Source organism: Candidatus Poribacteria bacterium (genome assembly GCA_028820845.1).
Classification (GTDB): domain Bacteria; phylum Poribacteria; class WGA-4E; order WGA-4E; family WGA-3G; genus WGA-3G.
Map to the genome: position 1 here is coordinate 73792 of JAPPII010000061.1, position 25532 is coordinate 99323.

A 25532-nucleotide genomic window follows, 5' to 3' on the forward strand; every position below is an offset into this window, starting at 1 on the left:
CAGTTCTGTCGATAATAGTGTTATTTTGCAAAAGAAAAAGGCAGCGAATGCTGCCTTTTTCTTTTTTTAACTGCGTTGTATCCTTCAGTCTTCTTCCGATACCGCAAAAGCGATTTCGAGCCCCTCCGTTTTACTGGAGCGTTGTTTCGCTCGTTCTACCACGTCAATGACGACACCGTGTTTTGCACGTTTGTCCGCCTTGATAATCAAAGTGCTAATCTGGTTTTCATGTGCGGCAATGAAAAGTTCCATATCTTCCAGAGTTAACATTTCCTGATCATCAATCGATATGCGTCCGTCAGTACTAATGAAAAGGTTGTACTTCTTGCGTGTGAATTCGTGCTTCGTAGCGGAATCGGGTAAGGTGACGGTGAAAGGCGGAGGAACCCGCATAACAGCAGACACCATGAAAAAGATCAGGAGCAAGAATACACAATCAATCATAGGTGCCATCGGGATGTCATCATCATCGCCCGTTTTTTTCCGTCGACTCATGTTCAAAGCCATCTGAATTCTCCTTCTATAGAGGGTGGCATGCTATGTACGTCGCACGGAGCGTTCACTCCCTTGCGACGATAGCGAACCCGATTTTGTCTATACCTGCCTGTTTCGCTATATCCATCACCTGAACGATCTGTTCATGAAGGACTTCTCGCTCGGATTGGATAATCAGCATGCTTGTCGCTTCCTCTGGTGCGTTGATGAACTGGTTAAACATTTCATCAATTTGGACGACAGTGTCGTTCAGCACCATAGTGCCTCTATCTTCACCGGGTTCCGGATTCGCGATTCGGACAGTCAGCCCTTTCGGTTTATCAGGTGAAGGTTTCCCTGGTGGGGGCAACTGCACCCGAAGCCCTGGAATGGGTGAGAAAGTTGTTGACACCATGAAGAAGATCAGGAGCAGGAATACGCAATCAATCATAGGTGCCATACTGAGTGTTGGCGGCTTACGTTCTCTGATTTTCGTCGCAAGCAAACTCAATTTGGCTTCACCATTTTGTTGCATTTCAAAGTCTCCTTTCTCGTTGATGAGATTAGGGTTAAGGTATGCTGACCTTGTGTTCCCTACAAAGTCTGTAAGGAGAGGGCGGAATGTAGTCTATCCGCCCGTTCCAAGACTTAGGCTTCGCCTTCACCAACAATCAGCTGGTTCACAATCTCGGTGGAAACCTGAGAGATTTCGACCATGTGTCTGTTAACCCAGCTATCAAAGAGTTGGAAGAAAATCAGGCAAGGAATAGCAACTGTCAAGCCAGCAGCAGTTGTAAGGAGCGCCTGTGAGATACCACCTGCGAGCTGCTGTGGGTCACCCGTCCCTTCAAGTGCGATTGTAGTAAAGGCACTAATCATACCTGTAACAGTTCCCAGCAAGCCGAAGAGCGGAGAAACGACTGCGACGGTACCGAGGACCGGCAGGTTTCTTTCGAGTTCAGGAATTTCAAGGAGACTTGCTTCTTCGATTGCTTCCTGAATTTCCTCTTTAGTAATATCACGTTCTTCAATTTGCGCTTGACTGTATCGAAGCAGTCCAGCTTTAAGGACGTTAGCGAGGGGCCCGCCAGCTTCTTCACAAATCGAGACGGCTTCCATAATGTTCTCTTTCCGGAGGGAATCAGCGATACTGGCGATAAACTGTTCAGTTCCAATTCGGGAACGACTCCGGACAAAAGTGAAGAGCCTTTCGATAATGAAGGTTAGTGCGGTGATAGAACAGAGTGCCAGTGGCCAAAAGACGAATCCGAACTTCTGGAAGAAAGTTACGATATTGTCTTTTTTCGTCATCTTGAGGGGGACGAAGTGGTCACCGCCATTAACAACTGTAACAGGTTTACCAAGCCGGTCGCCGTATCCTTCTCTATAAATACTGATGAGGTAGCGGCCTGCTGGAATACCAGAACGTTCATAATCGCCGTTGGCATCGGTCATTGCCTCAAATTCTTCTCCACTTTGGGCAACAATTTTAACCTCAACACCGTCAATCGGATTTTGTGCAGTCGTCGTATCAACAATCTGACCACGAACAGTTCCGCCGCTGTCTTGTGCGAGAACCGTACCAGCCGACATGCCGATACAAGCGATTAACATTAACACTAAACTAAAACGAGTCATTCGTTCTAATCCTCCTTAGGGTAACTTGCCGAATACGGCGGCAAGTCTCTACAAGTCATTTAATAAAGTAAGGTATTGTGTGGATAAGGCGTAAACCTTTGTCCAACTACTCGGTTTTGTTTGTACTTGATCATTTCAGAAATTACACAGTTTCAGGTCGCGGCATCGTTGTGTTAAAACGCGCCTACCGTTCACAGCACCGTTCTCATAAAGAACACCTGAATGCTTAAGAAGTTACGCGCTTAATTCAAGTGTTAGAGAAGATAATATCCCAAATGGTATAGTGAGACGGGAGAAATCGCTGGACACGATTTCCGCGTGTCCAGCGATCCAGCTGTCGTTTAGAAACCCATCATTGCTCGCACGAAGGTTGTGTTACTCGTCGTGTGATCAAGCAAGATAGTCGTCCGTCGGTAACCAGCAAGGATAACAATGTTAAACCCAAGCCACTCACCACGGTTAATTGCTTGGACTTCAAATATCCGTGTTCGCAGGTCTGGACGGAAAAGCACTGGTACATCTTCGTCTTCCGGGAAGTTAGTCAAGTAATTCTTGAAGTTGTTATCCCGGTTAGTGAACTTCCGATATTGGAAACCACCAAGGATGTTCATCCGTTGTGTGAACTGATAGTCGAGTCGTACACCGAGAACATCCTCACGACTTCTACGGTTGAAGCGCAAGTATTCGATCGGCTCGTCATCAGTAGGAACAAACAGACGAGGGTTAAGTGCGTCGCCAATTTCCTCTGCGCCGCGGTCAAACGCGCGATCCCAGATATATTTCACCATTGGCGTAAGGGTTAAATCTTCACCGATCCTGTCAATGAAAGGTAGATCTCCGAGCGGAATTTCATACCGTGCCTTGAGAATCGTCTGCTGGTTGCGAATATCCCGTTCTGGGTAACGACGCTTCTTCCAGTTTTCAGCATCGTAGATTAAGCCCGGATCCTCGGGGTCAAGTGCATTAATCCCGTGATCTGGATAGAAGGGGAATTCCCGCCTTTCACCACTCGCTCGCACCTGCTCAACAGGCACCATGAAGTCAACGCGTTGATCAGCGGTAAGTGGATCGTCATCGTCGCCGGAACCTTCGACATCCAAGAAGAGTGCATCTGCCTCATCCTGCTCAAACTGTTTTTGCAGCACAACGAGGAACTTTGCTTCTAATGTCAGGTTAGGAACAGCAGTGTAGAGGAACTGAAGCGTTGTGGTGTTCACACGAGCGTTGTAGAAGTCAAGCTCGTCGGAAATCTGGACAGGTTCCAATTCGCCGACACGGAGGGTAATCGTGTAATCCGGGATATCGTCGCGAACTCGCACGAATCGGTTTTGGAAAAGGACGGTTCCAAAATCTGGAATGTCCCGTTGATAGGTAACATGTAGATACCTGGAATCGTTCTGCCGGCGGCTTGAGACTTGACTCTCATTGAGCCATCCGACTTTGAGTGAAAGGTTATCAAGGAGGTCATATTCAGCGAAGACATGGTATCCTTCTCTGTCTATTCCGTACTCATATTGTGGTTCAAAGTCATCCTCAAGTGAGTCGATAGTCCCGTTGTTGTTGAGGTCAACGAGGTCAGTAAACACTGGCGGGTCAGCATCAAAGATGAGGAAATCTTCTTGGAAGTCAAGGACTCCGTTCTGGTCTCTGTCATCAGCGCGTGGCAGGACTCCGTCGAAGTCGATATCATCGGGCCAGTCGTCATCATCATCGTCATCCTCAATGAGGGCGTAATTGACTTCATCCCACGGGTCTCTTTCAGCTTGGGACTCAGGTGTTCTTTCCAGGGTGTAGGGTTGATCCCTATCGGTATTGGCACCGAAATTGAGGTAGGTTGTGGTGTACCCCGGATCAATATGATAGTAGACACCTTCAAGGTACAACTTTCCGAAGCGAGACCTGAGATGGATGAACCATGCGGATTCTCTACCCATTTCGCCGTCTCCGCCTTCATCAGTTCCGTCTCCGCCTAACCTGGCTTCAAATCGTTCACCTTCGGTTTCGGAATAGGTAGGTATCCCGTTTCGATCTAAAGGTAAGCCTGTTGCTGGATCAATAGAGATACCCGTTTCTTCCTCACCATCTTCGCCGAGGATAGTGGGTTTAAGTCTACTAAATCCAATCTGCTCTTTGGGGATTGTCGGATACTGTTTATATTTCCCATTAATGGAGTAGTGAGCACGAAGGAAGACGTTACCGATGGTTCCTTCAAGATCGAGTCCATAGAGGACTGCTGCACGTGCTGCACCATAGCGGTAGCTGACTTTACGCGGTCTGCCTTCACCTGTCCAAGCATCTGGATTATCGTAAAGGTTTGCCCGGTTACTGGTATAATCGGAAGATTGCCCGTAGTTACCGGGGGCTTGAATAACATCACGGTATGGCATTTCAATATGACCGTCTTCGGTTTTAATCCACTCTTCAGCAAACGGATCCGCCCCTTCAGCCGCTCTGTTTGCCTCACTGAAGCCGATGACGGCGATATTGTAGTCACCTGCTACCACCATGTCAAAAACAACGGACTGAACGGTGCGAGCTTCAATACCGTGGTCTGCAAAGACCAAGTCATATCTCATCTTATTAAAGCCGTCAACAATCGCCCAGTCCCCAGACGAACGCACGTCAGAGGGAAGTCCACCCACATCAATTGGCGTGACATCGCTGGAAAAAACTTCAATTGTTTCCGTTTGTGCGGGTTGTGCTTTCGGATTGACACCTTCTTCAATTTCTTCGGGTGTTAAATCTTCCAATTCTTGTGTAACCACAGTAATTGTCATGCCTTTGAAAGCTGCACCGACACCACCCTGTAGGTTTTCACTGTGTAAGTTTTCATCGTATCCGGAGAATTGTGTAACGGAGCCATGATTGTCTTCAGGCGAATCGTCGCGGAAGACGACAGAAATAGTTTCCGGAGGCGTATTTGCGACGGTACCCATCATTGGGTTTTCAACGCGCTCTGGATGTTCTTTATGAAGATTGACATAAGTAAACCCAACGCGGAAAATATCGCCCAAAAGACCTTGTGCCCGGAAACCCATGAGGCGTGCATTTTCAATGTGCCGCACTCCAGCGTCTTCATTTAAACCGTTCCGACGTCCGAGAGTCGGTGCGAGGTTTGCCGCTGCATCTGTCAATTGGACAGGGTTGGAGATACGAGAGTTAATAAGTGTAAAGAGATGGCGCTCCTGTGCAAAGGAGATATCCCAACGAAGTCCATCAAACTCGGTTTTATAGAGGATATAACGGTTTGGAAATAACGTAGAGGGCTTGAAACGCATGCTATCACCGATGGCAAACTCGGTATATCTGCCCCGGAAACTGTCTTCAGTTAAAACAGTTCTATCTAACTGTGCCGAGAATCTCTCACTATCAAGCTGACCCGTCCAACCAACAAACAATTCACCGTTTTGGTCGAACTCTTTCTGCTCACGATAGTTGTAGACCTCGTTACCTTCAAGCAGCTCTTTACCAAACAGGTCATAGAAGAACTGGGGTTCTTCTTCCAACTGGAACCGCGCTGAAAATTTAGAACTCCCCTCAATCGTTGGTAATAGGGGTTCTTGTGGACCAAGGCTCTGTGCACCACAACCGTAAAGCACAAAAGCACTCAGGATACAGGTCGCTACAAGTAAAACATCAATTGATTGTTTTAGCCTGTTCATTACTTTGTTTTTCCTCCTTGGAAATAGTGAATCGGAAGTTTGGGCAACAAAACAGTGATATAAGCATTGCTTGCTTTTTCGCTGTATCTACCCCGGTCTCCGAACAAAAAACCTTAAAAATGGATGAAAACTGCTTTACTTGTAAACGAAAAGGTTAAAATATCGTTAGTAAAACTAACAGCATTTCAATTCAGGGTTCTCGGTTACTGCTGTACGGTCGCCTCAAAATTCTGGATCCCGCGCCAAGCGTATAGAAAGCAAGTCTCCTTCACAACAAATTAAGGGTTAGTCTTGCGGAAGTTAAACACGCGGTGAAACGCCACAAAACTGTTCTTGGTTTTTAAAGTAGCACTGATTTGAATTTCTGTCAAGTTTTTAACAGGAAAAATATATTCATTAGGGTGATTTTTGCATATCATACCGAAAATGTAATATATTTTCAAGTTTTAAATATATCAATGCTGTTTACATTCGTCTTTTAATCCGTTCTAAGGCAGGCAATCAATATCGAGAAAGCGTTCTGAAAAATTGTACCAGCAAAGCCAATCAAAATACACGAATCGTGAGCCTTGAAGAGTTTCAAATGCTGCTGTTGTCTGAGACAGCAGCGAATCAATAGTGAAATCGTTTTGTCTTAAGGTACGGATTAAGAGTATCGAAAACCCAAGCATAACTTCATAAAAATTTTGCCTATGCTGTGGGCTTAACAAATCACTGTGTGTTAGACATACTATATATTATACCATATTTTGAGAAAAAATGATATTTTTTTTTCAAAATTCTGAAACTGAAACCACAAATGTTGCGTAACACCTCATTTAAATCTCTCAACTTACAGCGGTTTTACTGAAATATTCAAGAAGTAAAACAGTTGTGATCCCAAGAACCGTTCCGCCGATTCCAGCAATAACAAGAATGAATCTGAGTTGTGGACTGACAGGAATCTTCCTCGGCACAGCACGATCGATGATTTCGATGTCTCCTACCTGATTGCGAGAAGATGTTAACTTGGATTCGGCATATAATATCTCAGCTTCAAGTGAACGTTTGGCAATTTCTTCAGCAAGGGCGTTAGTCTTCTGAATTTTGGCTCCCATTTGCGTTAGAATAATCTGGTTTTCCGGGATTTTTTCCAGTAATTGCGCTAGTTCAGTTTCTAATGTATCGAGTTCTTGCTTGAGGCGTTTCGCTGCATTTTCATAACGCGAGAGGCTTGGGATGAACGTTATCAACTGGTTCTTTATATAAGTATAATGTGCAGAGGGACCGGAGGTAACGGTAGTGGTCTTAGGTGAGATTTGTGTGTTTTTCTGCTGAATATCAGCGATTTGTGCGTCAAGCCCTTTCAATTCCGAGGGGGTCTTTCCTACTTTTTCTTTGTCAGCGACACGCTGTGATTCGAGGTTAAAAAGTTTCTCTTGCTGAAAGAGCCAGATAGGGTCATAGGTGGTGGTTTCGGAGAGTTGTGCTTGTTCGGGTAGGAGGCTTAATTGTTCCTGCAGATACGCGATATGGATACGCGTTGCATAGGCTTGTTGCTGATTTGTTTCAATATTTTCGCGAACATTGGCGTAACGTTCCAGCAAATTGGTAAACGTTGGGACCCATGTCTCTGAACTACCATTTTGTCGAACGAATTGTAGAAGGGTATCTAAGTCCTTTTTTATTTGAGTTTGAATTTCTCCTTGTTTTTCTTCAAGAAATTCCATGCGTTTTCTAAGTTTCGTTTCTTCATCTCCACGCCGCAAGGTTTTCATGTCTTGCGCGAGTTGATTGACAAGAAGTGCTGCATTGCGCTCTCCCCCTTCTGCTTCAGTCAAAGCGATCGAAAGATGGATATAATCAGAATCTGGGTTTAGTTGTGCCTTCAGCATTCGTTTGAGTTTGCCGATCGGTGGGAGGAGAGCGACTGCGTCCGCGTTCCCGTTTTCTTCAAGATTCTCGATTGCTGTTTTCAGCATTGATTCTGTGGAGAAGCGGGCACTGATTGTTTCCATTTCCCGGCGGTCAATACCACCAGAGAGGACGCTTTGAAAGAGATTTGCTGAAGGAAGAGAAGGCGTTGCACTGGGTTGGACAAGCAACATTAGAGTGGAGGCAGCATACGTTTTAGGCAAACGGAGTGAAATAACTAAGGCAGTTCCTAATACCAGCAGAATACTTAGGCAGAATGTAAAGGTGTGTTTTCGGATGAGTTGAAAATAGTCACGTAGGTGTGCCTCCTGTTGCGACATGGATATACAGAATTTCTGCCCCGCGTATGGACTAGAAATTACCCCTCCTTCTCTTCCATCTATAGGTTATTAGCAACGCGAATTTCTGCGTCATTAAAGGCTTCGTCGTGCCATTCGGTTATCCGCCATTCCTCATTTCTTTTTTCAAAAATGAAAAGATTGTCACCTTCAGCGAACCATCCGGTGAATCCACCTTCAAGCGACTGACCGTCTGCAACGAATCCTTGAATTCTATAGTGATTCCGCACTTCTGCTCGATTGCCATCTTCATTCATGGAAATTTCTGGCGGAGCGGAGAGTTCTATCTCAATATCCTGAAACTGCTCGAAAACGCGAGTCGCGGCATCACGTTCTTGGCGGATGTCGTCAAATTCCAGATCATCTGTCTTGTCCCCGTCTGTCCCCATGTCGGAAACGTAAAGGAAACCATCTTCCCAAAAGGTGTTGATGTAAGCATTAACATCTTCGGTTTCATAACCTTCACGCCACCGTTCTAAGACTTTATTAATTTGAAGGAGTTCTTCAGGTGGAACCTGACCGACTTTTTCGGCATCCCCACACCCCATAAAACCTATGAGTAAAATGAGTATACCTCCGATTTTTATCAAACTCCTGAACATAATGGATGTTCTCCCTTTAAATTTAAAAAGTTTTAACAATACCAAAATAAAGATGTGAAGGGGTGGCACCGATTTCAATCCCCAATTTTTCCATGTCTTTTGCATCTTGCTGGATGGATTCGACCAAGGTGGTAGCATTATAGAAGTTTGAACTCACATAAGAGTCGATGAGGCTATAGACCCAGATACCAATCCCGGTATACATAAAAAATGTTCTGAGTTTGTAGCGTTGATTTGCGTAGTCGTATCTTTCTAATACCCCGGCTTCGTCATGGGGATTTAAACTGGCATACGTTGCGTAGTCATTGTAACGATTATTAAAAGATCTCTGTGCCAGCAAGGCACCGATAGCAGAACCGCCTACTCCGAGAACAGTCAAGCTACCTCGGAAGTAGCTGCGGCTATAAAATTGTCCCCACCCTGGGAAAACGGCGGAACGAACCATCGCACCGATTGGCGAAACAAGTTCGACCTCTTCCTCGGTGTCAACTGTTTTCTGCTCCGAGTCCGTACTATTTTCAGCCTCCTGTGCAAAACTGGCATGAAGGGTAAAAAATAGTAGTAAAATAATTAGAAAAACTCGCAAAAATCGCATCTAATGTGTAGGTGTCTGGACTTCACGCTTCCAAGAGGTTGCGCGAAGTCCATCTTAACTTCCATGAATATCTTACCGTCGGCGTTTCGTCCGTTCTGTTGTACGGCTCCGACTGCTACTACTGCTACTGCTCCGTTTATCATCGTCATCATTACTACTTGAACTACTGCGTGATACGCTGGAGCTTGAGGTCGTTGGACGCGTCCGCGTCTTTGTGGCAGTAGAACGGCTGACACTTGTACGTGATCTTGACGAACTTGCTGATGTACGTGATCTTGACGAACTTGCTGAGCGGCTGACGCTTGTTCTCTCACGTGATGTGCTTGTTGTTCTTGAACGGCTAACGCTTGTGTTTGCGCGTGAGGTGTTAGAACTTGAAGTCGTGCTCCTATACCTTGAGGCGGAGCCGCTGCTTGTACTTGAAGAGTACGAGCGGCTTGACGATGTAGTAGCCGGGCGTCTATAAAGCGGTGTTGTCCGCCGCGTCTCTATAGACCTGCTGTAGCGATTCACGCTCCGTGTTGTGTCATCAGGATAACGCCGCTGTTTACTGACCGTGTTTTCTGGAGCATAAACACTCTGTCTTACGCTACTTTGGCGGAGCGTTGAGGCAGAGGCAAGGGCGCGCTGTTTCTGCGCAATAATTGTCCGACGCGCAACCCGCTCTGTTGTTGCCGGCGTCTGTTTCCGGTGGTTTTCGAGTGTCGTGCGAACACTTCTCCGAACTACTGAACGGTCTGCCTGTCGACTGTTTGCCGACAATCGGCTCCGACTGTATTGCCGACGCGTTGACTCATGCTGCGTGCTCCACTTATTCAACCGAGTCCGTCGCTGATAAACTTTCGGTGTGCCACGGTAGTACGAGTGGTAAGAGCCATAATACGGGGAGTAGTAGCGATAATACGAACTCGGATAATAGCCACGGTAGCGTCCGAGGTATCCCCCATAATACGAACGAATGGAGAGATAGTGATGATCGTAGATCGGATAACTCCATCGGAGGTAGTAGTCGTAGTCTGTCGCGTAATAGACTGGACCATCGTAAAAGTAGAGATAAGTATAACGGTGCCATGGGCGCCAACGATATGTCGGCGTGTATCGTTGAATTACTCTAACTTTCGGCTGCCTGCGATAGCTGGATACTTCAATATGCTCTACGTCAATCTGTTCGCCCCCTTCAGCAACGATGTGTAGTTCCATCCATCCATCTTTGACATGACCCACAGCCGGAATTTTGATGCGTTCGGATCGGTTTTTCGCTCGAAGAACGAAAGTGTCGCCGTAACGCGTCTCACTGGCGTTTTCATCATAGTAGCCGCGTCGTGTTGCCTCTCGCTTGGTGTTGCGAATCCAAGCACGTCCAGCGATGGGCTCTTCATAGTCCTCAATCTCTAAACGATGCGGTTCTCCGCGATATCGCACCAGAACCTCAATATACTGTGTTCCGCTTGGAATTTCAAAGAGGTATACCGCACTTGCAATCGCGAATTCGTAATCATCAGTGTTCTGCGCAGAATTTGCCCATGCGGTGAGTCTTATGCCATCTTCAAAGCGCGGACTCGCAGTAATCGTCGCGCTGCCTCGTTCTATCCACTCATCGACCTCATTTGCTACGCGGTGCTCACGACTGAGCCGATCTGCATAGTAATCGTAATCCGCAGCAATGGGGCTTAGCAACCCAACAAATAGAAAACAACTGATCACGCATAATGCGCTAAAAACGGAAATCCGGGTCTTCATGAGAATCCTCCTATCTTGACCCTCCCACACCTAAAGGAGTAGGATTCTTCCTTCAACGCAGTATGCCCGCCTGCCATACCCACCGAAGTGTCTGACGTAATTTTGGGTCTTACTTCTGCTCCAGAAGCGTTTAGCCTCTCGGTATGCCCTACCGCGAGGGTTTCTTTTCTTTTCGTCATGATTTTTTCTATCTCGGTTCTCTGATGAAGATAGCTCTTGGGCGACTCAGGTTTACCGCAACTTGTCCCTCTGGGGATCCGCCAATTCTCACTATCGGTGTTTAACGCTACACATACGGTGCCAGTTGATTGCCATCGCAATGTGGACTTCGGTTCGGCTTACAGTGTAGGGACACTTGTCTCAAATCACCTTTTAGATACTCCCGCACGAAACACGCAGGACTGACCCAAAGCTAAAGCATTAGGATTTTTAAGTATTATCTTCAAAGTGTTGCAAAAATGATACAATTTCCTTCAAGAATTGTCAAGGATTAATTCGTTCCACTTTCAATCTTTAGGAATCAGTTTAATTCCTCTTTTTTTGGCATGTTCCCGGGCGAGCGGCGTAATGATCGCGCCGTTTGGATAAACTAACTCGCGCACATTCGCATCCAGATTTGAAATAGTCGATGCACTAATCAAAGACTTTTCCGAAGTGGCAGGTGAACTGTCTGTTTTCTCCGTGACGAATTCGGCAATTTGCATCATCGGGACCAATTGAACGCCAAGTTCGGACAAAAGGTTTACATATTCAGCTTCGATAGCACCGATTTTTGTAGAAGTCTCACCTTGATTAAGTGCGTCGGAGGCGGCTATAACCTTCTTTCCTTTAGAGAGTGCTTCAAAAACGAGATAACTACACGGTGTATCCACCAATCTTAACGCAAGTTTCGCGACCATTGGATGCGAAAAGACAGGGAGGACGATTTGCTGATAGGTCGCCACAAAAGCTGATATATCGCTGAGCGCATTTTCCTCCAAAGTGTTATCTTCACCAAACGCAGCATGAATCGATTCAAGATTTATGACTTTAGTTGCGAGTTCGGACAGAATTATTGTAATTTTCCACCCATTCTGCTGGCATATCTGAAGCTGCTTGAGGGGCTCATCCAATTCAAATTGTGTAGCACCAAAGATAGCGAGTAGTTGTTTTTCGTGTACAGCCTGCGTCGTAGTAGTTGTCTGCTCTTGTAGTACCTTCTCTACGACTTTCCTAATCTGGTCAATCAGTTCATGATTCATGTTAGTTCAAAACTATAGGAAATCTGCGAATTTTATCCTGCATCGCTCACGATTTCGACAGGTTCGCCGCCTTTCAGACCAGCGGCGTTGGAGTCATCGGTATCCAAGTGCATTTGGAGCGCATATCCCTCAGAGATCTTCGGACGAACGTTTTCAAGTGTTAAAGCGCGCTCACCGGGAAAGCGTACTTTCAGAAGATCATTCTCGTGGATACCAAGAGCCTCAGCCTCTTTAGGCGTCATGTGAATGTGTCGTGTTGCGCAGATCGCGCCTTCTTCCAAATAGACGCTTCCTGCCGGACCGATGAGCGTAATCGGTTCGGCACCAGCAAGGTCGCCGGAGTCTCGAATAGGTGGGTTTAATCCGAGTCGAATTGCTTCCGTTTGTGCAACTTCGACTTGAGAGTAGTCCCGTACGGGACCGAGAATGCGAACGGCTTCGATAGCCCGCATCCGTTTTCCAACGATAGTTACTGTTTCATTTGCCGCGAATGCTCCAGGCTGATAGAGCGGGGCGTAGACAGTGAGTTGATGTCCAGCACCATAGAGGATTTCGAGGTGCTCCTGTGTTACATGGGCATGTCTTGCGGAGACCCCGACTGGAATCTGCTGCTGCTGTGCAACGGCATCGCATGCGCGATTCCCCGCATCACAGGTTCGCAAAGCACAACCGCTACACGCCTGATCTGTCGTCAGTCTATTGACGACACGGCGGGTAATCAACTCAATAAGGGCTTGGTCTGGCATTTGTGATTCGCCTTTTTGGTTAGGAAATCCCGATTAACAAATAGTTTACGCTTTGCTTAAGATGGTTTCAACGTCAGCGTGCGGACGTGGAATCACGTGAACAGAGACAACTTCACCTACACGTGCAGCGGCTTCGGCACCAGCATCCGTTGCAGCTTTTACTGCGCCGACATCACCACGAACCATGACGGTTACGTAACCCCCTCCAACTTGTTCATAGCCGACAAGTTGGACATTTGCTGCTTTCACCATCGCATCGGCGGCTTCGATAGTACCAACCAAGCCTCTCGTTTCAATTAAACCCAACGCATCTCCGGTCATATTAATTCTAATAGCCTCCCATTGAAAACTTAGCAATGAACGTGTGAGTAGCTGTAAGATATTCTGTGTGTGCAATACGGAAGAGCCCACATGAAAACGGAGGAAACTGAGCAGTAATGCATAAGTACCTCACTCTATATAATATATCACATTTTTTGAAGTTTTTCAACAAAAAAACTGAAAATACGTCTGTTTGCCTCATGGATCTCTTTTTCTACCTTAGCAACTTCGCCGAGTTTCTGGTAGATTAAGGCACGCCAATAGTGGGCTTGTATGAGGGCGTTAGGATCACCTTGCCACGTTTGGATTGTTTCAGTAAGAAGTTCTAAGGCGTGTGTATAGTCGGCAATTGCTGATGTATGTGCCCGTGAGTGTTCGCGAATTAGCCCACGGCTCATGTAAGCGCGAGCAAACCGTGGCTCCAAAGCGATGGCTCGGTCCAGGTCTGCCAATGCAAGTTTTAAACGGTCTTTATCACCTTGGGTGAAAAGTTGAAAGTGGGTATTACCGCGGGAGTAGTACGTTACTGCACTGGGCTGCCGCTTAATCACAGTATCATAATCGGCGAGCGCATTTTGAACATCGCCATGTTCAAGATGGGTTTGTGCGCGTTTCCCCATGACACGTGGACTCCACCTTTTTTTTAGAGAGGCGGTATAGTCTGCGATAGCACGCTGCGCGTCATCCAAGGCACGATACGCATCGCCGCGACTTGCATAAGCGTCTGCTTGGTATCGTTTGAGTTCTAAAGTTCGGGTGTAATCCGCTATTGCTGTTTTATAGTCTCCAGCGCGGTAATAGGCAAGACCACGTTTCACATAGGCTTCCGCATACCGTGGCTCAATTTCAACTGCTTGTGTGAATGCCGCTATAGCCTGCGGAATTTTCCATGTTCTGAGCGATAGGGTCCCTTTTTGGACGTATTCCTGTGCTTGTGGATTTTCCCCTTTTATTGCGTCCCATGTTACAAAACGAGAGGCAAGAAGGATAGTGAGAATCAGCACGGGAGTCATAATATAAATGAGTGGTCGCATGACGGGTGTCTTTCCTGCGGCGGTATACTGGTGCTACCGTTTCACTTCCCAGTATCGTTATAAAGATGGTGGATGTTCACGCCTAATTTCAAGGCGTGTACAGACGGATAGGTCTCTGCCAAGTCAATCTCAATATATGTCGGAACTCCCGGTGGCCCGCTGTAACCCGTTGAAAAGGTGAGTTGGCTTTCTCCGAAGGTTGCTATGCCATCTCTGACGTTTTTTCTTGGGAAATAACTGATGGGTGTGTGTCCAACGACAAGAAGGTTTCCCTGAACAGTTTTAAGAAATTTTTCAATGTGCCTTAAAGTATATCCACCACTATATGCGATTTCTGGACGGTGCCAGAGGAGTTCTTCCAAAGTTTTAGGGTTTGGAGCAACGAGGTCGGTGAGACTTGTGACAAGACGTGCCGGTCCAGCATGAATACCAACGAAGCCATTTTTTCCAATAACAACTGTTGGCAAACTCATAAGGAATTCGTAGTGTGCATCGGTCATTCTTTCGATGAAGTTGAACTGTTCATAATAAGCACCCGACGGACTGGCGTATAATGCCCGGATCACTTCAGGTCGGTTTTCTACGGTCATCCCCATCTTTTTCAGCATTGCGTAGGTGTCTGCTGCGGCGAACTCATGATTTCCTCGAACATAGATAAGCTTGTTACCATTATCGCCGAGTTGCCTTCGGAGTTCGGTTATCCGGTCAACAATACGTATATCGCCATAAGGAGGGTGCCTCGGTTCATCTGGCTTATAGTCGACCGCATCTCCAAGTATTAGTCCGTAAACGTCTTCACCTGCTTGAATCCGCTCGATGAGGTTTGTGAGTCGTAACCACTGGTTAAAATCGTCCCAATGTGCGTGCAGATCAGAAACAATATAGACAGTGCCGTGATCAGGTAGAACAACGATGTGTCCATCGCGTGTCAATTGATTAGGGTATTCTGCAAGCCGTTTGGGTTGTGCTATTGCTATTGAAGCGAGCGAAAAACAGAGGATGGTGTAAACTATAGGGGCGTTCATCGATCCTTAAACCTTAAAGAATGCGTCCACAGTATCTTCCTGTTGCGCGAGTTTATTGAGGTGACGCCGTCTGCGGCTCCAACAGACAAGATAGCCGAGGAGCGCGAGACCGCCGAGTCCACCCCATAAGATGTATGAGTTGGAAAAAAGAGATGCCCATCGGTAACGCTCCATCAACGATTCGCGCCAACGGACATCGTAGGTGGCGAGATTCCATCCAACTACGTCTTCAAAAGCAGTGTTGAAATTACGACCAGCATGAAGCTTCGCAATAATGTCAAACAATGCCTCTCTACCTTTGACTTCAACTAACCAACGGACAGCGTCTTGGCTTTCGGCGTAAGCCAAATCGGCACCCATTTGCGAACGCGGGAAACTTCGCTCCAATTCCTGAAGTGGCAGTATAGATTTCGAGAATATGTGTTTGAGTAGTGTTCCGTGGCGACTCGGCACCCATTCATCAGCAAAATAGATGGCAATACCCTCCACGAACCACAAGGGGATCTCTTTAACGGCTTTGCGTGTACACTGTCCAAAGAGGACGTGTGCGATTTCGTGGCGAAGGACTTGCACTAACTGTAGTTTGGCAAGAGCTATATGTTTTGGGTTTTGGATAACAATCCGGCGACTCAGCGGAAAGGCACACCCGACCGCCCAATCCTGAATGGGTGCGTGAACAGAAGCCTGAAATGCTTTCTGTGTATCACAGACCCAGATGTCAATTATTCCTGGCGACATACGACTGGTGAGCTGCGGCATTTCAGCGTAAAACTCTTCTGCAATCTGAAGAATTGACACTGGATCCGCTGTCCCTTCTCGATAGTAGACTCGAAAATGTGGGCTCTCTACTGATTCCCAAGTGGCTGATGCTGAAAGTATCGGCAGTAGTAATAGGAAAAGAATAAGGTTTTTCATATTTAGTCACCCGTCCCTCCCAACACGCGTGAGGTTCACCACGAAACCTACGGATAAAGATGAGCGACTGCGCTGCCGTAACCGTTGTAAATCATTGTTGGGAGCCTTTCTCCGGTTCCAATCATTCTCTCACTGGCTTGTGACCACCGCGGATGCGGCACGTTCGGATTGACGTTCGCCTCAAAGTCGTACTCCCGCGGTGCAAGCGTATTCCAAAAAGTGCGTGGCTTCTTGTTTGTCAATTCAATGCTAACAATAGATTTAATACTTTTGAACCCATACTTCCAAGGTACGATGAGCCGGATAGGTGCCCCGTGCTGTGGCGGTAGGATGTGTCCGTAAATGCCGACAGTGAGTATTGTCAAGTCATTCATCGCTTCAGCCAATGTGAGTCCTTCATAATAGGGCCACGGATAGCGCAAATTGCGTTGTTGCGGTGCTACCTCTGAATCCATGAATGTGAGCATTCGCACATATTTGGCATCCGCTGTTGGCTGAACTTTTTCAAGGAGTGCTTTCATCGGGAAGCCGATCCAAGGGACCACCATTGCCCATGCTTCAACGCACCGAAAACGATAGATTCTCTCTTCCAACGGCATCTGTTTGATTAAATCATCAATATCCAAGGTCATCGGTTTTTCGACGAGTCCTGATATTTCGATTTCCCAAGGCCGTGTTTTGAATTTCTTCACTTCTTTCCAAACACCGCTCTTGGAGGTGGTGAACTCATAATAGTTGTTATAGGTAGCAGCAACAACTTCGTCGGTCATCTGTCTATCTACTGTAAAGTTCGGATTATTTTCAGCATTAAGTTTCTGTGCACGATACGGCTCTAACTGTTTTTCGACCCCTTTGTTCTGTGCACAGGCGTTTGAACTCGAAAAGAGTAACGCACCCGCGCCCGCTAATCCCAAATCTTTAATGAACTTCCGACGATTGATATAATCTGATTCAGATGTTGCCTGATTTTCAGGAATTTCCCATTCCTTTGGAATTTTAATATACGGCATGAGATTGCCTCCGTCTTGATTTAAACTACACCAGCTTGATTCCGATCTCTGTTTCTCTTTTCTGATAGAAAGTGGCATTTGAGAATATCACAAACTCAGCGCAGATACTTATGGTATAGTATATCTTATTTTTCTCTGCGATGCAACTTGAATTTGGGCATTTATTGGATATTCGAGCGCCGCGCCGTAGAGATTCCACATAATGTGACGGTCCTCTAAAAAACGATGCTCATCCTGGCAAAGTTGACCAACTTAATATCTCATGAGAAAAGAATGAAATTGAGGTCCATTCGGCTGCCTGATTTTTTTTTGCAACTTTTTGAGATTTTGGTGTATAATACCCTAAAGCGTTTATTTGGTTCCCACTTTCTGATGAAATAGCGGAGTTGATTGAGCAATGTTGCAGAGACATCGACAAGTTCTCATTCTACTTGTAGGACTATTGTATGTTTATTCGGTATGCCCGCTTCTATGCTCGGCTTTTGAACAGAAGTTCTGTCACGATGGATCTCAAAAGGTCCTGCCCGGAACTGTAGAAGTCCAATCAAGCTGCTGCCGGAGTACCAAGACAGGCGCAGCGGATGGAGCCGAAATACCGTCGGAAAGCGGTAAATTGTGTTGCTCGACCAATTTAGAACTTGTGATTCCAGATGACAGGCACAACACGTCCGAATTCCGTGAATTGATCGGACGGTCGCTCGTCTCAATCCTTCCTATCTCAGCGACTTTACCTATCACACCGTCGGAGTCACTCCAAACGCTCCGCATACCTTTAATTTCCACGTTTTTCCCCGACCACTCTCTATCCCGTAGAGGTCCTCCATCTATCCTGTCTTAGGTGAGTTTCCAAAAAATTCCTGAAGCATTCACCTATCCTTTATTACTATTACCAATACTTTTACATATCGTTTTCCCGCGTTCTCTTTGAGTGAAAATTTGTGCCGGGAACTGCTAATAGATCTGTAGTGAGAAGTCTTGTGTCTTGCTGCGCTACAATATTTTATGGATGGTATAAATTACAAATTATGAAAATGCGTTTGTTTTTCTGCGTGATGTTGTTCAGTTGGGTTTTTGTCTCTTTCGGATTCGCACAAGAGAGTTGCCCAGCTTGAAGCAATCCCGTCTTACCGCCAAGCGGTATGATGAGTGAAGTCAGTTTGGCTTCAAAAGAGATAGAGCAATTTCAAGTAAATGTCAATATGTTGGTTTCGCCTGATGCACGAGGTGGGCATCGAGCGTCAACAGGGCTGTCTGCAGCAGGAGAGATAATAGATGCTCCTTTGCATAGACACCGTGTGGCGTTGAGTACTTACCGGATTGATGTTGGGTTACAATACTTGCTTAACGATCAATGGATGTTGCAGGCAAATGTTCCGTATGCGGTCAAAGACCAAAGAGCAAGCATTGAGTGGATTGATCCGGTGACTACCGAAGATAAGCAAGCCATTTTGCGGAGTAGAGACATCCATCATCGGAATGAAACCTATACCGGGCTTGCGGATTCAGATTTGTTCTTAGGCTATAAGTTTCGTGGGCTTTTTAAAGCAGGTGATATATTGTTTGCCCGGTTAGGCACGACAATTCCAACCGGTAGAACAGAAGAAAATCCATGGAAACTTGGGGATGCCGGCATCGAACACCTCCATATCCAATTCGGCACTGGTACCTTTAACCCAATTGTTAATTTGCGATACAGTTTACCTCTCTATCGGGGTATGATGATCACTGCTTCGACACGTGGCACGTTTCCGTTCTATGAAAATAGCAAGACGTATCGAGGTCCAGTGGAGTTAAGCTATACAGCCGGTTTTATGTATCGTCTCTTTGATTGGCTTTCATTTAATGGAAACTATCTCGGATTTTATCAATCCGCTGCCATTTGGGATGGGGAGCGTGATATTAATACCGGACTGCGTTATAGCATGGCAGCACTTGGTATGTCCTTGGCAACATTAGATGGCATTGTTGTGTCTGCCAACGTTATGTTTCCACTGACGCAAGAGACTCTTTATGATGAAGGTGATGCGATTGAATTTGGCAATTTGGTTTCTTTGACCACAACCTACTCATTTTAATTTTCAACGGAAAACAATGCAGCCTTCTGTTTGTCAGTACACTCTTCTAATCCCGTCAGAAGTCTGACAACCACTGAGGCAGCGCAAAAAAGGAGTAACGTATGAAAACGAAGTTGACGCGGCGAATCATCGCATCTTTCTTGGCAGTTCTAACTGTGCTGCTGTTCTCGATCTTTTCGCTTAATGCGGAGGAAGCGCACAAAGAACATGAGGCTCATCAGCATGGTAATCACATGGCTGCTGATGACGACAAAGTACGTTGTGTAGTTGATGGCATGATGATGAAGCCTTCGGCAATGGTTAAAGTTGAACAGGACGGAAAAGTCTACTATTTCTGCAACGACATGCAGGCAGAGATGTTTAAGGCGGATCCAGATAAGTTCCTCCAAACGATTTCAGTAGGAAATTTGACTTTCGATCTCAACGTGTTAACTACGGATGCTTATAAAGGAATGATGTCTCACATGGGAATGGGAGGCATGATAAAAGCCGATGAGATTAAGGGAAAAACACACTATTTCAGTGTGTACCCGATACAAGGTCACGGAGAGGCTACGTTAGGCGATGTGAAGCTCGCCCTTCAGGTTACCAATGCCGAAGGGGAGACGAAGATGACATTGCTGAAATATGGTAAAATGACTCGCACCTACGAAGGGTTTATCGCTATGCCAACGGGTGATGAACACAAGGTTCGCATTCGGGTGACGAGTCCTGCTGTTAAAATTTCACTTTAGTGACTTTCAGTCTTCGGCTTTCAGCCTTCAGTAAAAGGGTTTCTGTTAAAGTTACACTCTCTGCTGATTGCTGTTAGCTGAGGACTATTAACAAGGAGACGATGATGCGTAAAGTTAGTGTGCTTTACCAAGTCGCAGTCGTCATTATTGGAAGTGTGCTGATGTTTGGTATTCTGGTACAAATGGAGGCATACGGAATGACGCAGACAGTGCCAACGCCGGAGCAAACTGATGGGACGACGCTGTTTGCTGAGACGCTTGAACTGCCAAGTTTAATTCGGGCTGCTGTTGAGCGAAGTCCAAAAGTTAAAGCTGCAAAAGCGCGGTGGCAGGCGACAATTGAGCAATACCTGCAAGTAACAGCATTGCCTGATCCGATGTTCATGTATGGTTACTTTTTGCGAAGCGTGGAGACGCGCGTGGGGCCTCAGCGTCATCGGGTTAGTTTTTCACAGACATTTCCGTACCCTGGTACGCTTGATACGGCAGGGGAGGTCATCAAGAAGGCAATTGAGATTGAGCGAGTCAAGCACGAACAGGTGATACGTGATCTTATTGTTGAATTGAAACTGGGTTACCACGAGTTGGCATATCTCCAACGGGCAGTCGAGTTGACGCGACAGAATCACGAACTGGTAGCCTCTATTCTCACGATTGCCACCACTCGTTATGCCGAAGGCAAGGCTGTGCTCAATGATGTCCTGAATGCACAGAGCCAACTCGCGCAATTGGAATATGATCTTATCCTGCTGGAGGAGTTACAACGCGTTGAACATGCAAACATCACAGGAATTCTATCGATTCCTTCAGCAACGGCACTGGGTCCGACAATGCCTGTTCCGTACGAACCGCTTGATGTAGGATTGGTTGATATAGAGAAACAAGCATTGTCAAAACGGCAGGAATTACGGATTGCCGGATTAAGCATTGAGAAAGCTAGCGAGGGGATTGCACTTGCAGAACTTCAAACCAAACCCATGCTTAAGCTTGATTTAATGACAATAGAAACGGGTAAAGCCTTGATGCAGGACACCCTTGGTAGTGGTAAAAATCCGTTCACCATCGGTTTTGGTATAACAATTCCGTGGTCGGATCTAAAGAATAGTAGCAAGGTTCGAGAAGCTCAGCAAAATCATGAGGTCGTTAAGGCGAACAAGCATTCCCTTGAGGATACAACGCGGGTTGCCCTCCGAAAGATTTATTTTCGACTTGAGAACGCGCGACGGCTCGTTGAACTCTATGAGACCACGCTTATCCCACAAGCAGGTACTGCTATTGAAGTTGCTGAGACATGGCACCAAGAAGGTCCCAAAAGCATTACTGGGTTTCTTGAGACGCAGAGCGTCTGGTTGAATTTTAATCTCGCTCGCCTGCGTGCGATTGCGGACTATCAGCAGAACCTCGCTCGGTTAGAGCAGCTCGTCGGGGGAAGGATTGATGATTCACAGACTACGCAGTAGAGACAGACTGCAATATCTATTTGCTCGAATGGTTGTGTTGTTCAGACACGTTCAACGTAACGCCATTTTCAGCACACTGTATCGCTACTTTTTTCACTATCGGGAATGTTCTGTTCCCTTATTCATCAGCCTTATGATGTTCACTATTCTGGTAGGTGGATGTGCGAATCATCAACTGGAAACGTACCAAGAATTGCGTGACACTGCGTTAACGCAACCAGTATATTACTATACGGAGATAGAAGAGAAGATTGCTGATGCTGAGAACGAACCGATTGTGGAACCGGACCCGTTTCTCAGCGAAATTGAAGCAGAGGTGTTGAAATATCAGAAAGAGTGGCAAGCGCGATTAGAAAGTGAGACACCGATGCCAAATCTGTTTTACGATGTTTCAACAGACCCTGTGAAAGCTTATCGTCAATTGGCAGCGTCTCCTGAAGCAGCGCAGGCGCGGCTTGCTGAGCCGATTACGTTGGAACTCCTTGTGGCATTCGGGTACGAGTGGAACCCAGGGTTGAAATCTATCCGAGAAAAAATTCGGGCGATACTGAAAAGATATCCGCAGGCTGCTTACTTAGAGAACGTGTTACGCCAGTATAACGCCTTCACAAAACAACTGGATACGAAAGTTGGACCGAAACAGCATAAAGAGATGATGGCAATGAAATTTCCGTTCCCGGGGACCTTAGCATTAAAAGGACAGATTATTACTGAGGATGTACTAATTGCGGAAAAAGAGTTTGAAATCGCTCTGCGTGATCTGGTGACCGAAATCAGGTTAGCTTACTACGATTATCTTTTTGTTACTGAGGCGATCCGTATTAACGAAGAAAATCAAAAATTGCTGGAGCAGATGATTGCTATTGCTCAGACAAAGTTTCGCGTAGGACGGGGCAAATATTCAAACGTTATTATGGCGCAGGTAGAGTTATCGAAATTGGCGAATACAATTATTACGCTCGAACAACAGCGGGAGACTGTTATTGCGCGTCTTAATACGTTGTTGAACGTTTCTGCGGATTTGCCGTTAGGAGTTCCAGTGCTAATTGAAGAGAGTAGCGTTATACCTACTTTGGCTGAGTTGTATCCGTTATCAGTTGAGAAACGTCAGGAAATCCAAAAACAGAAGTTGACAATCAGTAAGATGGGTTTGGTGGTGGAAATGGCGAAGCAAATGACATATCCTGACCCGACTCTCGGTCCGAGTTACTTTGAAAGCCGGAGTATGGGAGACTTAAAACACAAAGAAAAAATGCCGATGACATTTTCCACGAGACGTACATTGAATCCAGCAAATACGGCATGGTTCGCACATCGAGGTTCGTATATCCATGAAATGGATGTCAAGATTGAAGCGATGACGCATCAGGTTGAGAAACTCGAAAGCGATCTTCGCTTTGTTGTGAAAAAACATCATTTCGCTATGGAAACAGCAAATCGGAGTATTCGGCTCTATCGACAGACGCTGCTGCCGCAGGCACGGCAGGCGTTGGATGCCTCGAACACGGCTTACCAAGCGGCACAAATTGACTTTTTGAGTTTTCTTGACGCGCAACGTACTTTATTAAATTTGAGGATTGAAGAACAGCGAGCATTGCGCGATTATCGCCAACATCTCGCCCAGTTAGAACAGGCAGTTGGGATAATATTACCAAAGCATCCATTGACTCGAGAATAGTCTTTTCTTGTATAGAATCTTAGCGTGTATTCGTTGCTAATTTCTTTTGAGAGACGCGCGTCTAATCCGTAAAGCAAAACACGGACAATACAAGGAGTTCACAAAATGTATAAAAATTTCTACCTTGCAACCGCACTGATAATTACCGTGCTTTTTATATTCGGCTGTAATCAGCAAGAGAACGCTGAAATGGCGCATCGTGTTAGTGAAGAACATGACTCAGTATCGAAGGACCTATCGGGTATGGATGAACACGCTGACCATGCGTCAATGGTAGCATCCTCAGATGAAGCAAAAGCGATTCGGTTCTGGACTTGTGTTATGCACCCCACGGTCAAAATGCCAGAACCCGGTAGTTGTCCGGTTTGTAAGATGGATCTGATTCCTATCTACGAAGGTTCAGGGTTAGAACTCACTGAACAACAGAAGGCGTTAATTCCGGTGCGCACCGAGCCGGTCGTTTTCCGAGAGGTATCGCGTGAAATCCGAACCGTTGGTGTTTTGGATTATAACGAGACGCGTATGGCTTATGCTTCAACACGAATCTCCGGATGGATTGAGGACTTGCACATTGACTTTACCGGTATCAAGGTGCGTGAGGGGGACGAACTTTTGTCTATCTACAGCCCGGAATTAGTCACAGCACAAGAAGAATATCTGACAGCACTTAAAAGTATTGAGGAACTTCAGAATACAGAATACGTGCAACTTCGCAAATCAGTTGAACAAACACTTGTCGCTGCGAAGTCCAAACTTGAATTGTACGGATTAACCTTAAACCAGATTGAGGATATTCGTAACCGTGGGGAAGTCAGTACAACTTTACCACTGTTCGCTCCGATGGCTGGTACCGTAGTTCACATGAACGTGAGCCAAGGTCAACATGTAAACAGAGGTATGAATCTTTACCGTATTGCGGATCTCAGTAGTTTATGGATTATGGCGGATGTTTACGAATATGAACTGCCGTGGATTTACATGGGGCAAGCGGTTGAAATTACGACACAGTCAATGCCTGGGCAAACATTTTCTGGCAAAGTTACTTACATTTATCCATTCTTTGACACACAAACACGGACCCAGAAAGTTCAAATAGAGGTGCCTAATCCGACTGGACGACTCCGTCCAGGGATGTATGTAACGCTTCAGATAAAACCGACACTTGCAGAAATCTATACCCATGGCGCGATCTCTCAAGCACCGTATGCCTGCCCGATGCATCCATGGATTACTTCTGAACATCCCACTGAATGTGAAATATGTGGTATGGATCTGGAGCTGACACATTCCGATATCATGGGGTCTGAAGTAGAGGGAAAGTGGGTCTGCCCGATGCATCCTGAGGTACAATCTGAGGAATTCAGTGAATGCTCTATCTGCGGTATGGATCTCGTTGAAAGAGCGGAGGTATCTGCACCGGCAGAAACTCCAGCAACTGTTTGGACGTGTCCGATGCATCCTGAAGTGCAGTCTGAAGAATTCGGAGAATGTCCTATCTGTGGCATGGATCTCGTTGAAAAACAGCCGACGGCGACAGGAACTGACACCCATTTCCATACACATCAACCAACCGTCCATTCAGATCTGCCACCACTGATTTTCAAATATGTATGTCCTGACCATCCCGATGAGTATGCGACTGTACCGGGGCTATGTTCGCGTGATGGAAAGCCACTTCTTATGACCGGTGAAGTCTTAACTGTTCCTAAGAGTGCGGTCATTAACACGGGTTTACGGAAGATAGTCTTCGTGGATCGTGGCAAATCGGGTTATGAACAGATTGAAGTTGAGGTGGGCCCTGAAGCTTGGGGAACATCGGATGGTTCGCAAACCAAACGCCGATACTATCCCATCGTTAGTGAGCTTACCCCTGGCGATATGGTTGTTACGCATGGCAATTTCCTGATAGACTCACAGACGCAATTGACGGGTTCTGCATCAGGTGCTTATGGTGGCGCGCTCGGCGGTGAAGAATCAAAACCGCCTGTCCATCAACATTAAAGAGACATTTTAGTGTTCTGTCACATCTAAACTGAGAGGCAGTTTGTAGTAGGGAAACCATTCATTGCCCGTTCCTGACGTGCGATAAATCGCACTACTACGAACCGGGGTTTCCCCATTATTTGAAGGTTGACAGACTATTAGTGTTCTGTCCACTCTAAAATGAGGGTAAGAATTATTTAGAACACGCTTAGATTGCCCACTGCGTCGTGGTTTTTTGTAGGAGCGAGCTGTGCTCGCGACTGCTATACTTCAACTTTGACCTGACAAAGCATTAGGTTCAAAACATGCTGTAGGAGGGGTTTGTAACCCCGACAGAGTGTCTCATT

General features: G+C 46.2%; 21 protein-coding genes. 5 read left to right on the forward strand and 16 right to left on the reverse strand.

What is annotated here, in order from left to right:
• Positions 1-84: 84 nt before the first annotated feature.
• The 16 genes from OXN25_12395 to OXN25_12470 form a co-directional block, all read right to left on the reverse strand.
• A complete protein-coding gene (locus tag OXN25_12395) occupies positions 85-507 on the reverse strand; it encodes a biopolymer transporter ExbD (protein ID MDE0425655.1) in 423 nt (140 codons plus the stop codon).
• 52 nt (positions 508-559) lie between these two features.
• Positions 560-1009, reverse strand: a complete 450-nt coding sequence (locus tag OXN25_12400; GenBank protein ID MDE0425656.1) for a biopolymer transporter ExbD — start codon at positions 1007-1009, stop codon at positions 560-562.
• A 113-nt stretch (positions 1010-1122) separates the two neighbouring features.
• Entirely contained in the window at positions 1123-2112 is a 990-nt protein-coding gene (locus tag OXN25_12405) for a MotA/TolQ/ExbB proton channel family protein (protein MDE0425657.1), read from the reverse strand.
• A 341-nt stretch (positions 2113-2453) separates the two neighbouring features.
• On the reverse strand, positions 2454-5774 hold the full coding sequence (locus tag OXN25_12410; protein MDE0425658.1) for a hypothetical protein: 3321 nt from the start codon (positions 5772-5774) through the stop codon (positions 2454-2456).
• Between the two features lie 827 nt (positions 5775-6601).
• Positions 6602-8008 (reverse strand): hypothetical protein, encoded by a 1407-nt coding sequence (locus OXN25_12415; GenBank protein ID MDE0425659.1) that lies wholly within the window; start codon positions 8006-8008, stop codon positions 6602-6604.
• Between the two features lie 59 nt (positions 8009-8067).
• Positions 8068-8628 (reverse strand): nuclear transport factor 2 family protein, encoded by a 561-nt coding sequence (locus OXN25_12420; protein ID MDE0425660.1) that lies wholly within the window; start codon positions 8626-8628, stop codon positions 8068-8070.
• A 22-nt stretch (positions 8629-8650) separates the two neighbouring features.
• Positions 8651-9214 (reverse strand): DUF5683 domain-containing protein, encoded by a 564-nt coding sequence (locus OXN25_12425; GenBank protein ID MDE0425661.1) that lies wholly within the window; start codon positions 9212-9214, stop codon positions 8651-8653.
• Between the two features lie 81 nt (positions 9215-9295).
• On the reverse strand, positions 9296-10963 hold the full coding sequence (locus OXN25_12430; GenBank protein MDE0425662.1) for a hypothetical protein: 1668 nt from the start codon (positions 10961-10963) through the stop codon (positions 9296-9298).
• Between the two features lie 506 nt (positions 10964-11469).
• Positions 11470-12204 (reverse strand): hypothetical protein, encoded by a 735-nt coding sequence (locus tag OXN25_12435; GenBank protein MDE0425663.1) that lies wholly within the window; start codon positions 12202-12204, stop codon positions 11470-11472.
• Positions 12205-12236: 32 nt separating this feature from the next.
• On the reverse strand, positions 12237-12950 hold the full coding sequence (gene pduL / locus OXN25_12440; GenBank protein MDE0425664.1) for a phosphate propanoyltransferase: 714 nt from the start codon (positions 12948-12950) through the stop codon (positions 12237-12239).
• Between the two features lie 45 nt (positions 12951-12995).
• Positions 12996-13271: a BMC domain-containing protein gene (locus tag OXN25_12445; protein MDE0425665.1), complete on the reverse strand. Its 276-nt coding sequence runs from the start codon at positions 13269-13271 to the stop codon at positions 12996-12998.
• Between the two features lie 146 nt (positions 13272-13417).
• On the reverse strand, positions 13418-14305 hold the full coding sequence (locus tag OXN25_12450) for a tetratricopeptide repeat protein (GenBank protein MDE0425666.1): 888 nt from the start codon (positions 14303-14305) through the stop codon (positions 13418-13420).
• A gap of 41 nt (positions 14306-14346) precedes the next feature.
• Positions 14347-15330: a metallophosphoesterase gene (locus OXN25_12455; GenBank protein MDE0425667.1), complete on the reverse strand. Its 984-nt coding sequence runs from the start codon at positions 15328-15330 to the stop codon at positions 14347-14349.
• A gap of 6 nt (positions 15331-15336) precedes the next feature.
• A complete protein-coding gene (locus tag OXN25_12460) occupies positions 15337-16245 on the reverse strand; it encodes a peptidase MA family metallohydrolase (GenBank protein MDE0425668.1) in 909 nt (302 codons plus the stop codon).
• Positions 16246-16292: 47 nt separating this feature from the next.
• Positions 16293-17255 carry a protein-methionine-sulfoxide reductase catalytic subunit MsrP gene (gene msrP, locus OXN25_12465; GenBank protein ID MDE0425669.1) on the reverse strand — a complete coding sequence of 321 codons (963 nt, stop codon included), beginning with the start codon at positions 17253-17255 and terminating at the stop codon, positions 16293-16295.
• A 510-nt stretch (positions 17256-17765) separates the two neighbouring features.
• Entirely contained in the window at positions 17766-18023 is a 258-nt protein-coding gene (locus OXN25_12470; GenBank protein MDE0425670.1) for a hypothetical protein, read from the reverse strand.
• 371 nt (positions 18024-18394) lie between these two features.
• Between OXN25_12470 and OXN25_12475 the strand changes: the two genes are divergently transcribed.
• The 5 genes from OXN25_12475 (at position 18395) to OXN25_12495 (ending at position 25203) form a co-directional block, all read left to right on the forward strand.
• Positions 18395-19330, forward strand: a complete 936-nt coding sequence (locus OXN25_12475) for a hypothetical protein (protein MDE0425671.1) — start codon at positions 18395-18397, stop codon at positions 19328-19330.
• 101 nt (positions 19331-19431) lie between these two features.
• Positions 19432-20064, forward strand: coding sequence for a hypothetical protein (locus OXN25_12480; GenBank protein ID MDE0425672.1), 633 nt, complete (start codon positions 19432-19434; stop codon positions 20062-20064).
• 101 nt (positions 20065-20165) lie between these two features.
• The gene (locus OXN25_12485) at positions 20166-21524 is read left to right on the forward strand and encodes a TolC family protein (GenBank protein ID MDE0425673.1); all 1359 of its coding nucleotides are present in this window, start codon (positions 20166-20168) and stop codon (positions 21522-21524) included.
• A complete protein-coding gene (locus OXN25_12490) occupies positions 21502-23202 on the forward strand; it encodes a TolC family protein (protein MDE0425674.1) in 1701 nt (566 codons plus the stop codon). The genes OXN25_12485 and OXN25_12490 overlap by 23 nt, the downstream gene beginning before the upstream one ends.
• A 105-nt stretch (positions 23203-23307) precedes the next feature.
• Positions 23308-25203 carry an efflux RND transporter periplasmic adaptor subunit gene (locus tag OXN25_12495; protein MDE0425675.1) on the forward strand — a complete coding sequence of 632 codons (1896 nt, stop codon included), beginning with the start codon at positions 23308-23310 and terminating at the stop codon, positions 25201-25203.
• Positions 25204-25532 lie beyond the last annotated feature (329 nt).